Below are 14,509 nucleotides of genomic sequence, written 5' to 3' on the forward strand. Positions count from 1 at the left end.
TTAACCTGAACCGGAGACTGCCCTTGGCCACCACCGCTTTTCCCCCTGCCCTGCACTTTCCGCACCTGCTGGCGCCGCTGGACCTGGGCTTCACGACGCTGAAAAACCGGGTGCTGATGGGCAGCATGCACACCGGGCTGGAAGACGGCCGCAAGCATTTCCCGGCGATGGCCGCCTATTTTGCAGAACGCGCACGCGGCGGCGTCGGCCTGATGGTGACCGGCGGCTTCGCGCCCAACGTGGCGGGATGGACCAAGCCGTTTGCCGGCATGCTGGCCACTTCTGGCGCGGCGCGGCGCCACCGGCAGGTGACCGATGCGGTGCATCAGGAAGGCGGCAAGATCGCGCTGCAAATCCTGCACACCGGGCGTTACGGCTACCACCCGTTGTGCGTCGCGCCCTCGCGCCTCCAGAGTCCGATTTCGCCGTTCACGCCTTACGCGCTGAGCGCCGGCGGCATTGAGCGGCAAATCCGCGCCTTCGTCCGCTGCGCCGTGCTGGCACGCGAAGCCGGCTACGACGGCGTCGAGATCATGGGCAGCGAAGGCTACCTGATCAACCAGTTCCTCGTTACCCACACCAACCAGCGCAGCGACGACTGGGGCGGCAGCTACGCCAACCGGATGCGCCTGGCCGTCGAGATCGTGCGACGCACGCGCGAAGCCGTAGGGCCGGATTTTATTTTGATCTACCGCCTGTCGCTGATCGACTTGATTCCGGAAGGCAGCAGTTGGGAGGAAGTCGTGCAACTGGCCAAGGCCGTCGCGGCAGCGGGCGCAACCCTGATCAACAGCGGCATCGGCTGGCATGAAGCGCGGGTGCCCACCATTGCCACCTCGGTGCCGCGCGGCGCCTTCACCTGGGTGACGAAAAAATTGCGCACCGAACTGCGCGCCGCCGGCTTGAACATTCCGGTCATTACCAGCAACCGGCTCAACATGCCCGAGGTCGCCGAGCAGGCGCTGGCGGGCGGCTGCGCTGACATGGTCAGCATGGCGCGGCCCTTTCTGGCCGACCCGGAATTCGTCAACAAGGCCGCGCAGGGCCGCAGCCAGGACATCAACACCTGCATCGCCTGCAACCAGGCGTGTCTTGACCATGCGTTCAAGGCCAAGCTGGCAAGTTGCCTGGTCAACCCGCGCGCCGGGCATGAAACCGAACTCGTCATCCGCATCGCGCCGGCCAAAAAACGTGTGGCGGTGGTGGGCGCCGGCCCGGCCGGTCTGGCGGCCGCCACCACGCTGGCCGAGCGCGGCCACGACGTGACGCTGTTCGACGCGGCCGGCGAGATTGGCGGGCAGTTCAACCTGGCCCGGCGCATTCCGGGCAAGGAAGAGTTTGCCGAAACCCTGCGTTACTTCGGTCGCAGGATTGAACAAACCGGCGTCACGCTGCGGCTGAACACCCGCGTGGAAGCGGCCGAGCTGATCCTCGAGCGCTTCGACGAGGTCATCCTGGCCACCGGCGTCACGCCGCGCAACCCGCGCATTCCCGGCCAGGCGCATCCCCGGGTGCTGAGCTATATCGACGTGCTGCGGGGCCGTCAGGTCGTTGGCGACCGGGTGGCGCTGATCGGCGCGGGCGGCATCGGCTTTGACGTCGCCGAGTTCCTGGTGACACCCCCGGGCCATTCGACGGCGCTGGACCTGCCCGCCTGGCTGGCCGAATGGGGCGTGGCCGATCCCGGCAGTGTGCGCGGCGGCGTGGTTCGTCCGCACATCACGGCGCCGGCGCGCCAGGTCACGCTGCTGCAGCGCAAGGCCGGCAAGATGGGCGCCGGCCTGGGCAAGACGACCGGCTGGATTCACCGGGCGGCGCTGAAGATGAAGCAGGTCGAAATGATCTCGGGCGTGAACTACGAGCGCATTGGCGACCATGGCTCAGGCGTGGGCCTGTTCATCACGCATGGCGCCAAACGCGAAAACGCCAGCGTGATCGAAGTGGACCATATCGTGCTTTGTGCCGGCCAGGAACCGCTGCGCGACCTGCTGGAGCCGCTGCGGGCTGCGGGCATGAAGACGCACCTGATCGGCGGCGCCGACGAGGCCGGCGAACTCGACGCCAAGCGGGCGATTGACCAGGGAACGCGGCTGGCGGCATTGCTGTAGAAAACTGAATGCGCCTGAACGCACGGCGGCAAAAAAGCGGACCGTGCCGTTGAGGTGATCTTTTTTGCCGCTGCACACAGCTTCAGGGCGTAACAAGATTTACCTGTTTGATGGAACTTTCAGCCTGCTGAAATACTGGCAAGCCGCGCGTGTACGTATAGAGTGGATAACCAGCCCATTTGCACCAGCCGCGAAAAGCCAGCGGCCTTTTCGCCGATGGTCTGCCGGATTCATCGGGACAACCTCGGGAAGGCAGCATGGAACTGCTTCAGCGGCTCAAGCAATCGATTGCCTGGCTAGGCGGCGCACTGGCCGCGCTGACGGCCATTTGCTATGCCACCGGCTACTACGCCTTTCATGCGCACCTGACGATGCTCGGGCTTGGCCGGGTGGTGGATTTCAAGCATGAGGACATGCTGCTGGAGGGCGCCCGTTTCTTTTTTGCCGTCACCGCCCACCTGCTGCAGATGGTGCTGGCCCTGGGCGCAGGCGGCGTCAGCGTGCTGGTGCTGCTGGCGTTTCTGGGCGAAATCGGGCCGCTGGCCCGAGGCTGGCAGCGTGCGGGCGAATGGCTGGCCCAACGCCGCGCCGCACTGGCTGCGGCACGTCCGTCGCTCAAGGGCACGCTGCTGCTGACGGCGCTGGTGGTCTTGCTGATTGCGCACACCGACCGTTTTTTCTACCCGCTGCTGGCGCTGGGGCGCATCGACAGCCTGCTGTTTCGCACCGGTGCGCAGTCCACGGCGGAATGCCGCGCCCTGATTCCGGTGGCCGGCAGCGGATTGCCGCCGGCCGTGGCGGCTTCGCTCTTGACGCAGGGGGAGCGCTGCAATGTGTTCCTGCTGGCCGAGTTCCGCCGGCTGCTCGACGGCTACCTGGTGTTGCTGATGGCCATCGGCGCGTCGTTTTCCTTCACCGCAGCCATCCGGCCCGAGATGCTGGCGCGGGCCTGCCGCCTGGTGCTGGCCGTCTATGGAATGGTGTACACGCTCCTGCTGCCGATTGCCTTCGGCATCCTGGTGCGCGCTGCGGTCTACCCGGTGGCCAGCCTTGAATTCAAGGACGGTGCGCTGACCAGCGGCAACCTCATGACGCGCAATGACAAGAACCTGCTGCTGTGGCTGCCTGCCGAGCGAAAGGCCGTGTGGTATCCAAGCGAGTCGATTGCACGGCTCCAGGTGACAGGCCAGGCCAACCTGTTTTTAGTTCCGCAAGGAGACGCCAAATGACCCTGCCCAACATTCCCCATTCGTCCAGCCGCCTCAGCTTGATCGTGCTGCTTGCGCTGCTGCTGCCGGCATGCGCGCCCCTGCCGCCCGCGCCCATGCCCAGCCAGGGACAGGGGCCGCCAGTGTTGCGCCCGGTGGGCCGGATCACCTTTATCGAGGGACCGAATGCGTTTGTCGACAGGGGCAACCATGGCGCCGGGCAGCCCGCCCAGCTGGGCCAGGCGTTGCTGGCTGGCGACCGCTTCTACACCGGCCCGGGAACGCGCATGAAAATCGATTTCTGGAACGGCGGCTATGTCGAGCTCGACGAAAACACCGACCCCAGCCTGTTCCAGGACCTGAACTGCCTGGTGGTCAGCCTGTTTCGCAGCGGCCGGATTTTCGTCGACAAATCCAATGCCTGCGTCGAATCGCTGGGCACCAAAAGCCAGCAGTTCAGCAAGGTCGCTTATTCGGTCATGCCGGCGGCGTCAACCTACCTTCAGATCACCGTGGTCGAGGGCGAGGCCCGCACCCTGCAGCCCGCGCCGGCCACGGTTCCGGCGGGCTGGCGCATCGACCTGACGAGTCGCGGCCTGCTGGGCGACGGCCGCGCCTACCGGGTGCCAGAGGAGGCCATCCGCCAGTCCATCGGCTGGACGCAGTACTACCGCAACCGCAGCCGCAGCACGCCTGCGCCTGAATTTCCGATGTTCAGGTTCCCTCGACCGGAGTATTCAACGCCCGGCCGTGACCAGACGCCGCGCCCGACACGATGATCAATTTGCTATCGAATAAATAGCTGCTTACGCCCGCCCAGCCTGCGCAAAGTGCTTTTTACACTATGAATATCAAGCATTTTTCAGTCCAGCTTGATGCTGGCCTGCCAGACCACCTTGGCCCAGCGGCGGCGTGCTGATCACCCAGACCATCCGCCCGCAGGACCGGCGGCTCGGACTGAACGACTTGCCCGAGCGCGTCACGGGCCTGGCCGCGACATCGCCGGTTCACCGCATGAGTCGGGCCACCTTGGCATCCAGCAAATTTATAACGATTTTGTCTCAGAATCCACACAGCGCGGGCATTACCAGCTATAAAACTCGTAGCAAAACGGATTTTGCGTTATATTTGGCGGCGGGCCTTTTCCGGGCCTGATTCCCATTCCCTGTGACCCGATCGACCTGAGGAGATAACCCAATGAGTGCCAAAGAAAACGCTGCCGTGAACCTGTTGCTTGAACTGCTGGAGTCGCGCTACGCACTGCGCGTGCTGTGGGCACTGAAAGACGGCCACCCGCAAACCTTTCGCCTGCTCCAGGACAGCATTGGCAACATCACACCCAACACCCTGAACACCCGCATCAAGGAATTGCGCGCAGCCGGCCTGCTGGGCCATGGCGAAAAGGGCTATACCGTGACGCCACTGGGCGCCGACCTGCTCAAGCGCCTGAACGACCTGCAGGCTTTCGCCGGAAAATGGGTGGTCAGCCAGACCAAGGTCAACGCGGACAAGAGCACCGCCGAATAAGCGGGCTGCCGGTACGAAAACAGAAACAGGCCAAAGGCCTGTTTTTTTGTTTGCGGCCCAAGCCTGTGTCAAGCGCCAGCTTCCTCAAGCGAAGTTGAACCCGGAAGTTGACCCCCCTACAATCTTGATGCATCAAGCATGACTTGCTGGCGCCGGGACTGCCTATGGTGTTTGCTGGCCGTGCGCCGCCGGTTGAGGCGACATTTCATTACCAATCCTCAATGCCCTGTCTTGAAAAGGGGCTTGTGGTCCCAAGCTAGTCAGCTTAGCAGCTTCAAAAACATACCTACCAACATGTCCGAGAACAAACAACCCGAACAGAACAACGACCTGACAGGTGCGCCAAGCCCCGAGGAACTCGAAGCCGCTCAGGCCGCCAACGAGTTTGACGCGATGAACGCGGTTACCGAGGCCCAGGCCCAGCTGGCGGTCTTGCAGGCCAAGAACACCGAACTGTCCGACAGCTACCTGCGTGCCAAGGCTGAAGCCGAAAACGCCAGGCGCCGCGCCGACGATGAAATCTCCAAAGCGCGCAAGTTTGCCCTTGAAAGCTTCTCCGAGAGCCTGCTGCCGGTGCTCGACAGCCTGGAAGCCGGCCTGGCGCTGAAGGAAGCGACGCTGGAGCAAATCCGCGAAGGCTCCGAAGCCACGCTCAAGCAGCTCAAGAGTGCCTTGGAACGCAACAAGGTCATCGAGATCAATCCGGCGGCCGGCACCAGGTTCGACCCGCACCAGCACCAGGCCATCAGCATGGTGCCTGCGCCGCAGCAGGAAGCCAATACCGTGGTCGCCGTGCTGCAAAAGGGCTACCTGATTGCCGAGCGCGTGCTGCGCCCAGCCTTGGTTACTGTGGCGGCGCCGCAGTAAGCACAAATAAACATCCGAAACATGTCCGCTGCTCTTGAACTTGTAAAACTTATCCGCAAGTCTTCAGCAGCTTGATGAACCGGGCTGCCCACAGCGCATGGCCCGGCATCCAAAACCTTCACGAAACAATAAACAGGAGTTAATCATGGGAAGAATCATCGGCATCGACTTGGGCACCACCAACAGTTGCGTCTCGATCATGGAAGGCAACACGCCCCGCGTCATTGAAAACTCTGAAGGTGCGCGCACCACCCCGTCCATCGTCGCTTACCAGGAAGACGGCGAAGTGCTGGTCGGCGCCTCGGCCAAGCGCCAGGCCGTGACCAACCCACGCAACACGCTCTACGCCGTCAAGCGCCTGATCGGCCGCAAGTTTGCCGAAAAAGAAGTGCAAAAAGACATCGGCCTGATGCCTTACTCGATCGTGCCCGCAGACAACGGCGACGCCTGGATCGAAGTGCGCGGCAAGAAACTCTCGGCCCAACAGGTCAGCGCCGACATCCTGCGCAAGATGAAGAAAACCGCTGAAGACTACCTCGGCGAGCCCGTCACCGACGCCGTCATTACGGTGCCCGCGTACTTCAACGACGCGCAGCGCCAGGCGACGAAAGACGCCGGCCGCATTGCTGGCCTGGACGTCAAGCGCATCATCAACGAGCCCACCGCTGCTGCCCTCGCCTTTGGCCTGGACAAGCAGGAAAAAGGCGACCGCAAGATCGCGGTGTATGACCTGGGCGGCGGCACCTTCGACATCTCGATCATCGAGATTGCCGATGTCGACGGTGAAAAGCAGTTTGAAGTGCTGTCCACCAATGGCGACACCTTCCTGGGCGGCGAAGACTTCGACCAGCGCATCATCGACTTCATCATCGACGAGTTCAAGAAGGACTCCGGCGTCAACCTGAAGAACGACGTGCTGGCGCTGCAGCGCCTGAAGGAAGCGGCTGAAAAAGCCAAGATCGAACTCTCCAACAGCGCGCAGACCGACATCAACCTGCCCTACATCACCGCTGATGCTTCGGGCCCTAAACACCTGAACATCAAGATGACGCGCGCCAAGTTAGAGAGCCTGGTTGACGAACTCATCGAGCGCACGATTGCCCCTTGCCGCGTGGCCGTCAAGGACGCCGGCATCAGCGTGGGCGACATCCATGACGTGATTTTGGTCGGCGGTATGACCCGCATGCCCAAGGTGCAGGAAAAGGTCAAGGAATTCTTCGGCAAGGAACCCCGCAAGGATGTGAACCCCGACGAAGCCGTGGCCGTTGGCGCCGCGATTCAGGGCCAGGTGCTGTCGGGCGACCGCTCCGACGTGCTGTTGCTCGACGTGACGCCGCTGTCCCTCGGTATTGAAACCATGGGCGGCGTGATGACCAAGATGATCAAGAAGAACACGACCATCCCGACCAAGTTCGCACAGACCTTCTCGACCGCCGAAGACAATCAGCCGGCCGTGACGATCAAGGTGTTCCAGGGCGAGCGCGAGATTGCCTCGGGCAACAAGGCGCTGGGCGAGTTCAACCTCGAAGGCATTCCGCCGGCATCGCGCGGCACGCCGCAGATCGAAGTGTCGTTCGACATCGATGCCAACGGCATCCTGCACGTCGGCGCCAAGGACAAGGGCACCGGCAAGGAAAACAAGATCACCATCAAGGCCAACTCCGGCTTGACTGAAGCTGAAATCCAGCAGATGGTGAAAGACGCCGAGCTGAACGCCGAAGACGACAAGAAAAAGGTCGAATTCGTGCAGGCCAAGAACAGCGCCGAAGCCATGGTCCACAGCGTGAAGAAATCGCTGGCCGAGTACGGCGACAAACTCGATGCGGGCGAAAAAGAAAAGATCGAGTCCGCCATCAAGGACATGGAAGAGGCCCTCAAGTCCGACGACAAGGACGCGATTGAAGGCAAGAACGCCGCACTCATGGAAGCCAGCCAGAAGCTGGGCGAAAAGATGTATGCCGATATGCAGTCGTCGCAAGGCGCTGGCGGCGACGCAGCTGGCGCGCCCCACGCCGAGCAGGCCCAGACAAAGCCCGCCGCCGACGACAATGTCGTGGACGCCGAAGTCAAGGAAGTCAAAAAGGGCTGATGTAAGCCGGCTAGAAGCGGCTTGCTGACCGCATGAAAATGCATGGCCAGTGCAAGAGCGGAAACCGGGAGCAATCCCGGCTTTCCGCTTTTGTCTTTTGCCGCTGCATGCAATGCCCGCTTCTTCCTGCCCCTGCCTGGGCTGACCGCTGAATTTTTAACAATGATTGCCTGACCTGACATGGCCAAAAAAGACTATTACGACACGCTCGGCGTTCCCAAGAACGCCAGCGACGAAGACATCAAAAAAGCGTACCGCAAGCTCGCGATGAAGCACCACCCTGACCGCAACCAGGGTGACAGCAAGGTGTCCGAGGAAAAATTCAAGGAGGCCAAGGAAGCCTACGAAATGCTTTCCGATGCGCAAAAGCGTGCCGCCTATGACCAGTACGGCCATGCCGGCGTGGACCCGAACATGCGCGGCGGCGGCGGTCCCGGCGCTGAAGGTTTTGGCGGTTTTGCCGAGGCGTTCGGCGATATTTTCGGCGATGTGTTCAGCGGCCAGCGTGGCGCACAGGGCGGCGGCCGCCAGGTGTACCGCGGCGGCGACCTGAGCTATGCGATGGAAGTCACGCTCGAAGAAGCGGCCGCCGGCAAGGAAGCGCAGATCCGCATCCCGAGCTGGGACGACTGCGGCATCTGCCACGGCAGCGGCGCCAAGCCCGGCACCAAGGTGGCCACCTGCACCACCTGCCACGGCCATGGCGTGGTGCAGATGCGCCAGGGATTTTTCAGCGTGCAGCAAACCTGCCCACAGTGCAAGGGCAGCGGCAAGCTGATTCCCTCGCCCTGCATGGCCTGCCACGGCGTGGGCAAGACCAAGACCAACAAGACGCTGGAAGTGAAGATTCCGGCAGGCATCGACGACGGCATGCGCATCCGCTCGACCGGCAACGGCGAACCGGGCACCAACGGCGGCCCGCCGGGCGACCTGTACATCGAGATCCGGCTGAAAAAGCACGACATCTTCGAGCGTGACGGCGACGACCTGCACTGCTCGATGCCGATCAGCTTCATGACGGCGGCGCTCGGCGGAGAGATCGAGGTGCCGACGCTGGCCGGCAAGGCGGCCATCGACATTCCTGAAGGCACGCAGGCCGGCAAGCAGTTCCGCTTGCGCGGCAAGGGTATCAAGGGCGTGCGTTCGAGCTATCCGGGCGATTTGTATTGCCACATCTCGGTTGAAACGCCGGTCAAACTGACCGAGCACCAGCGCAAGCTGCTGAAAGAACTCGACGAGTCGATCAAGAAAGGCGGCGCCAAGCACTCGCCGAGCGAAGAAGGCTGGACCGACAAGCTGAAGAATTTCTTCGGCGCCTGACGGGTTGCTGCTGTCTTGATGAAATGCCGGATTCAGTCCGGCATTTTTCATGGCGCATCCGTATCATGCCGCTATTGGCAGTGAAAAAGGCCATTTTCGCAAGACGCACCGTTGAAGTGTGCTGCTATTTTGATAGCGTCATGGGATTTTCTCCGGGTTTCAGCCAGTAGCTCGGGCGTAGGCAGCCACGAACTGGCGATCAATCCGGTCTTTCCAGCGCCAGACCCAGGCGCCTTCGACGCTGAGCCCGCCCCAGACGGCAATCGCATGGCGGCCGCCGCACGACAGCAGGTTGAGCGTGCGCTTTTGCGGCAGGTAAGGCTTCAGGGGCTGGCCGTGCCAGGCGGCGCGCAGGTTGGCCAGCAGCGGCGGACCGGCGCGCACGGCATACACGCCGCTTCGCGCATGCGGTGCATCGACGCGACTGGCCACGTCGCCGGCGGCAAACACCGCCGGATGGCTGGTGCTTTGCTGAAAGGCGTTGACCGCCACAAAGCCGGCCTTGTCCAGCGCCAAGCCGCTGCCGGCCAGCCACGCCGGTGCCTGTGCGCCCAGCGCCAGCAGCGGCACATCGCAAGCCAGCCGCTGGCCGTTGCCCAGATGGACGCCGCCCGCGTCCACGCCGACGCAGGTGTCCAACAGCACCTCGATTCGAAGGCGTTGCAAGGCCCGGGCGATGCGGCGCTGCACGCCGGCCGGGTAGCTGGCGCCCGGTGGCTGCGCGCCACTGAGCAGCGTCACCCCGCTGCCCGGCGCAAACGACGCACCTTTTAACGCATGGGCAGCGGCCATGGCCAGTTCCAGCCCCGCTGCGCCTGCACCAATCACAACCAGGTGAATTTTTTTCTGTCGCGCCATCGCCATCACCCGGGGCCAGAGCTGGCCGAAGGCTTCTATGGGCCGCACAAACAATGCATGCTCGCGCGCGCCCGGCATCTGCGCCTCAATCTTTTCGCGGTCCATGACCGGGCCAGTATTCAAGCTCAGCCAGTCGAAAGGCAGAGTGGCGCCGCTCGCCAGGGTCACGGTGCGCGAATCGGCGTCAAGGCCCGTCGCACTGCCTTGTACATAGCGCGCGCCGCAACGGGCAAGCAGCCCCTCAAGCGGAATCATGCAGTTGTCCAACGTGTAATGCCCGGCGACAAACCCTGGCACCATGCCCGAATAAAGCTGGCGCGCATGCGGCGCAACCAGCGTGATAGTCAAGTCGGCCGGCCGGTCTTGCGCCATGCCGTGCAGCACATGCACGTGGGCATGGCCAGCACCCAGCAGCACCAGATGCCGCTTGACTGCTGGCGCGGGGCTTGCCGGAAGAAGGCTTGCGTCATCGGCAGGCTTGGCCTTGTTTTCAGCCTGCGTCATGGCGAAAGCGTGACATCGCCGACATAGCCCAAGCTCTGGCCGCCGGTGTTGTCCGAGTCGGCGCCCACCAGCAGGCCCTGCAGCGGCGGCAGTGTGGCAGATTCCTTGCCGAAGGCACGCTGGAAATCGGCCGCCAAGTCTTGCGTGTGCGCAACCCACTGGCCCAGGTGTTGCTCGCCGCTGTCCACCACAATCATGCGCATGCGGTGCGTGAAGGCGTTATCTAACACGGTGCCGGCCGGCAATCTGGCGTCCCAGACATAGCACAAGGTGGCGGCGGGCAGGTTTTCGCCGCTCATCGAACGGGCGGCACGCAGCAGGTTGCGCTCGACGAAGCCGAGCTGCGCCAGCGGCATGTCGAACAGGGCGCAGACCTTGAGCGGGACGTCGTCGCCGGCCCGCTGCCGCAGGTCGGTGCCGTGCAGCGGCTGGTCCAGGCGCCAGCGCCAGCGCAGCTTCATGCCTGGCGCCAGCGCAAAGTCCGGCAGGTCATGCACCAGGTTGGCATAGGAATGGTCGGTTTGCACCCGCAGCACCGGGTGGCCGTCGATGGGCACCATCTCGAAGCGGGTCAGCGGCTTGGTGGCCTTGGGCAGGCCGACCACGCGCCAGGGTGGCGGCGGCACGGCACCGCTGACGGACGAAAAAGGGTGAAGATTCGCTGCCGCAACTGCCGAATCTTCAGCAAATACCGGGTTTGCGCATAGCCACAGGGCACCAGCAGCTATAAAAAGCATAGTGCATCGTAAAGAGGGAAAGCGCCTTGCGGCGGGATAAAGTCTCATGTCAGGTTCGTTTCCAGTCGTGGTATTTGCGCACCCATTCAAGCAGGCGCTTAGGCTGGTGCGCGCGCTTCCATTCGCCGGCCGCGTATTTGTTGGCTTCCGACAAGGTCGGGTAGGTGTGGATGGTAGACAAAATCTTGTTCAGCCCCAGCCCGTGCCGCATGGCCAGAACATACTCGGCCAGCAGGTCGCCGGCGTGGGTGCCGACGATGGTGACGCCCAAAATCCTGTCCTTGCCCGGCACGGTCAGCACCTTGACAAAACCGCGCGCCTCGCTGTCGGCAATGGCGCGGTCCAGGTCGTCAATGCCATATTTCGTGACGTCACAGGCCACGCCTTTTTCCTGCGCTTCCTGTTCATTCAGCCCGACGCGGGCGACTTCCGGGTCGATGAAGGTGGTCCACGGAATCACCGAGTAGTCGGCCTTGAACAGCCTGAACTCTCCAAACAGCGCATTGACTGCAGCGTACCAGGCCTGGTGCGCCGCCACATGCGTCAGCTGGTAGGGCCCGGCCACGTCGCCGGCCGCGTAGATGTTGGGATAAATCGTCTGCAGATAGTCGTTGGTGGGCACCGTGCGCTGCGTCGAAATGCCGAGTTCTTCGAGCCCGTAGCCGGTCAGCCGCGCCGCGCGGCCGACGGCGCAGATCAGCTGGTCGAATTCAATGCGCGTTTCAATGCCCTCATGCGCCATCCAAAGCGTTTTGACGCCGCCCACGTTCTCGCAACGCAGCGCCTGGTGGCTGGTCAGCACCTGCACGCCGTCGGCAGCCAGCGCCTCTCTAGCCAGTTCAGACACTTCCTCATCCTCGCGGCCCAGCAGGCGCGGCGCCATTTCCACCTGCGTGACCGCAGCGCCCAGCCGCGCAAAGGCCTGCGCCAGTTCGCAGCCAATCGGCCCGCCACCCAGCACCACCAGGCGGCGCGGTACGGCGTCGAGCTGGGCAAAGGCGTCCCACAGCGTGTCGCTGGTGACATAGCCCACATCGTCCAGCCCCGGCAGCGGCGGCACAAAAGGCCGGGCGCCGGCGGCAATCACGATGCTGCGTGTGGTCAGGCGCTGCGTGCCGCCACCGTTCAGCGCAATTTCCACCGTCCACGGGTTAACGATGCGGGCGTGGCCCTGCAGCACCTCGACGCCCAAGCCGGTGTAGCGTTTCACACTGTCGTGCGGCGCAATGGCGCGGATCACGTCCTGCACCCGCTGCATCACGACCTTGAAACTGAAATCGGGCGTGGCGTTGCTCAAGCCGTAATTGGCGCCGTGGCGCATCTGGTGCGCCAGCCTGGCGCTGCGAATCAAGGCCTTGGACGGCACGCAGCCGTAGTTCAGGCAGTCACCGCCCATCTTGTGTACTTCGACCAGCGTCACCTTCGCCTTGACCACGGCGGCGATGTAGGCCGACACCAGCCCGCCCGCGCCAGCGCCAATCACGACCAGGTTGCGGTCAAAGCTTAGCGGCCGCACCGACTTCCAGCGCGCATAGACCTTGCGACGCTTGAAAAACCCAAGCACCTTGCTGACCGCCAGCGGCAGCAGCCCGAGCAACACGAAGGAGCCGATCAGCCCAGGGGACAAAATCGACTGCAGCGAGTCGATCTTGGCGATCTGCGTGCCCGCGTTCACATAGGCCACGGTGCCAGCGAACATGCCCAGCTGGCTGACCCAGAAGTAGGTCCAGGTCCTGATGCGCGTCAAGCCCATCAGCAGGTTGATCGCAAAAAACGGCACGACCGGAATCAGGCGCAGGGAGAAAAGATAAAACGCGCCTTCACGTTCAATGCCCTTGTTGACCTCGTCCAGGCGCCGGCCAAAGCGCGCCTGAATCGCGTCCCGCAGCAAATAGCGCGCCACCAGCATGGCCAGCGTCGCCCCGATGGTCGCGGCAAAGGACACCACCACCGTGCCCCACACCAGCCCGAAACCGGCTCCGCCCGCCAGCGTCAAGATGGCCGCGCCCGGCAGCGACAGCGCGGCCACGCCCACATAGACCGCAAAAAACACCAGCGTCACCAGCACCGGCCGCTCGTTGAACAGTGCCGTGAACGAGGCCTGGCTGTCCTTGATGAAGGCCAGGCTGAAATAGCGGCCCAGGTCCAGCGCAAAAAAAGCGGCGACGCCGGCCAGCAGCAGCGCGGCGATGAAGAGTTTGCGTGGATTCACGGGGGTCCTTGGGGTTGTTCTTGTGGTTGAGCCGGACCAGGGCCGAAATTCTTACAACAAAAGGGCTTCAGTCTGGGCAACGCCGCTTACTGCAGAGTTCATTCAAAATCTAGCGTTCAAGGCCATTGGCATAGCCAAAACCGTCAATCAGTCTAACGTCAAGAAAGAACCCATCAGCATGAACCAGGCATTGGTCGGCATCATCGGAGGCAGCGGCCTTTACCAGATGGACGCGCTGGAAGGCGCGCAGGAGCAGGTGATGGAAACGCCGTTTGGCGCGCCGTCCGACGTGCTGGTCACTGGCCGCGTGCACGGCGTACCCGTGGCTTTCCTGGCCCGGCATGCGCGCGGCCACCGCCTGCTGCCGTTCGAGGTTCCCTACCGCGCCAACATCCACGCGATGAAGCAGCTCGGCGTTCGCTATTTGCTGTCGGTGTCGGCCGTGGGTTCGTTGAAGGAAGACTTCAAGCCGCTCGACATGGTGCTGCCCGACCAGTTCATCGATCTGACCAAGCGGCGCGAGAGCACCTTTTTCGGCGAAGGTGCCGTGGCCCACGTGTCGATGGCGCAGCCGGTCTGCCCGGCGGCTTCTAGCGTGCTGGCGCGGGCGGTGCGCCACGTGCTGGCATGCGAAGCGCCCGGCCACGGCGTGACATTGCATGAAGGCGGCACCTATGTTTGCATCGAAGGCCCGCAGTTTTCGAGCAGGGTCGAATCGAATTGGTTCCGCAGCATGGGCGGCGGTGTGATCGGCATGACCAACATGCCTGAGGCCAAGCTGGCGCGCGAGGCGCAGATGGCCTACACCACGCTGGCGCTGGTGACCGACTTTGACTGCTGGCACCCGCGCGAGGCGCATGTGAGCGCCGACATGGCGCTGGCCAACCTGCTCAAGAACGCCGGCCGGGCGCAGCAAGTGGCCGCCGAATGCATCCGCCTGCTGGGCGCCGAGCAGCCCGTAAGCGACGCGCACACGGCGCTCAAAAACGCGCTGGTGACCCAGCCTGACGCCATGGCGCCCGAAGTCCGCGAGCGCCTGGCCGCGCTGCTCAGCTGAACTTTCCGGCTGCAAAACGACC

General features: G+C 63.3%; 12 protein-coding genes. 9 read left to right on the forward strand and 3 right to left on the reverse strand.

The features are described from left to right. Nucleotides 1-50: 50 nt before the first annotated feature. The 8 genes from ACP7AD_RS02640 to dnaJ all read left to right on the forward strand — a co-directional run bounded on the left by ACP7AD_RS02640 (nt 51) and on the right by dnaJ (nt 9,119). Nucleotides 51-2,108 (forward strand): FAD-dependent oxidoreductase, encoded by a 2,058-nt coding sequence (locus ACP7AD_RS02640; protein ID WP_426144893.1) that lies wholly within the window; start codon nt 51-53, stop codon nt 2,106-2,108. A gap of 257 nt (nt 2,109-2,365) precedes the next feature. Beyond that, a complete protein-coding gene (locus ACP7AD_RS02645) occupies nt 2,366-3,337 on the forward strand; it encodes a hypothetical protein (protein WP_426144664.1) in 972 nt (323 codons plus the stop codon). Then, nucleotides 3,334-4,095: a hypothetical protein gene (locus tag ACP7AD_RS02650; RefSeq protein ID WP_426144662.1), complete on the forward strand. Its 762-nt coding sequence runs from the start codon at nt 3,334-3,336 to the stop codon at nt 4,093-4,095. Before ACP7AD_RS02645 ends, ACP7AD_RS02650 begins: the two co-directional genes overlap by 4 nt. A 133-nt stretch (nt 4,096-4,228) precedes the next feature. Continuing rightward, the gene (locus ACP7AD_RS02655; RefSeq protein WP_426144660.1) at nt 4,229-4,471 is read left to right on the forward strand and encodes a hypothetical protein; all 243 of its coding nucleotides are present in this window, start codon (nt 4,229-4,231) and stop codon (nt 4,469-4,471) included. 42 nt (nt 4,472-4,513) lie between these two features. Continuing rightward, entirely contained in the window at nt 4,514-4,843 is a 330-nt protein-coding gene (locus tag ACP7AD_RS02660) for a winged helix-turn-helix transcriptional regulator (protein WP_426144658.1), read from the forward strand. Nucleotides 4,844-5,137: 294 nt separating this feature from the next. Continuing rightward, nucleotides 5,138-5,710 (forward strand): nucleotide exchange factor GrpE, encoded by a 573-nt coding sequence (gene grpE, locus ACP7AD_RS02665; RefSeq protein WP_426144656.1) that lies wholly within the window; start codon nt 5,138-5,140, stop codon nt 5,708-5,710. Between the two features lie 145 nt (nt 5,711-5,855). Next, complete coding sequence (gene dnaK / locus ACP7AD_RS02670) at nt 5,856-7,799, forward strand: molecular chaperone DnaK (protein WP_426144654.1); 1,944 nt, start codon at nt 5,856-5,858, stop codon at nt 7,797-7,799. 180 nt (nt 7,800-7,979) lie between these two features. Beyond that, a complete protein-coding gene (gene dnaJ, locus ACP7AD_RS02675) occupies nt 7,980-9,119 on the forward strand; it encodes a molecular chaperone DnaJ (RefSeq protein WP_426144652.1) in 1,140 nt (379 codons plus the stop codon). Nucleotides 9,120-9,278: 159 nt separating this feature from the next. Here dnaJ and ACP7AD_RS02680 read toward each other — a convergent pair whose 3' ends face one another. The 3 genes from ACP7AD_RS02680 to ACP7AD_RS02690 form a co-directional block, all read right to left on the reverse strand. After that, the gene (locus ACP7AD_RS02680; RefSeq protein WP_426144651.1) at nt 9,279-10,481 is read right to left on the reverse strand and encodes an FAD-dependent oxidoreductase; all 1,203 of its coding nucleotides are present in this window, start codon (nt 10,479-10,481) and stop codon (nt 9,279-9,281) included. Beyond that, the gene (locus ACP7AD_RS02685; RefSeq protein WP_426144650.1) at nt 10,478-11,107 is read right to left on the reverse strand and encodes a DUF3047 domain-containing protein; all 630 of its coding nucleotides are present in this window, start codon (nt 11,105-11,107) and stop codon (nt 10,478-10,480) included. The genes ACP7AD_RS02680 and ACP7AD_RS02685 overlap by 4 nt, the downstream gene beginning before the upstream one ends. A gap of 160 nt (nt 11,108-11,267) precedes the next feature. Beyond that, on the reverse strand, nt 11,268-13,430 hold the full coding sequence (locus ACP7AD_RS02690; protein WP_426144648.1) for an FAD-dependent oxidoreductase: 2,163 nt from the start codon (nt 13,428-13,430) through the stop codon (nt 11,268-11,270). A 178-nt stretch (nt 13,431-13,608) separates the two neighbouring features. Here ACP7AD_RS02690 and mtnP point away from each other — a divergent pair, with 178 nt between their 5' ends. Next, a complete protein-coding gene (gene mtnP, locus ACP7AD_RS02695; RefSeq protein ID WP_426144647.1) occupies nt 13,609-14,487 on the forward strand; it encodes an S-methyl-5'-thioadenosine phosphorylase in 879 nt (292 codons plus the stop codon). Nucleotides 14,488-14,509: the final 22 nt, after the last annotated feature.

This window comes from Polaromonas sp. DSP2-3-2b2, from assembly GCF_049895905.1.
In the GTDB taxonomy this organism is placed as follows: domain Bacteria; phylum Pseudomonadota; class Gammaproteobacteria; order Burkholderiales; family Burkholderiaceae_C; genus Polaromonas.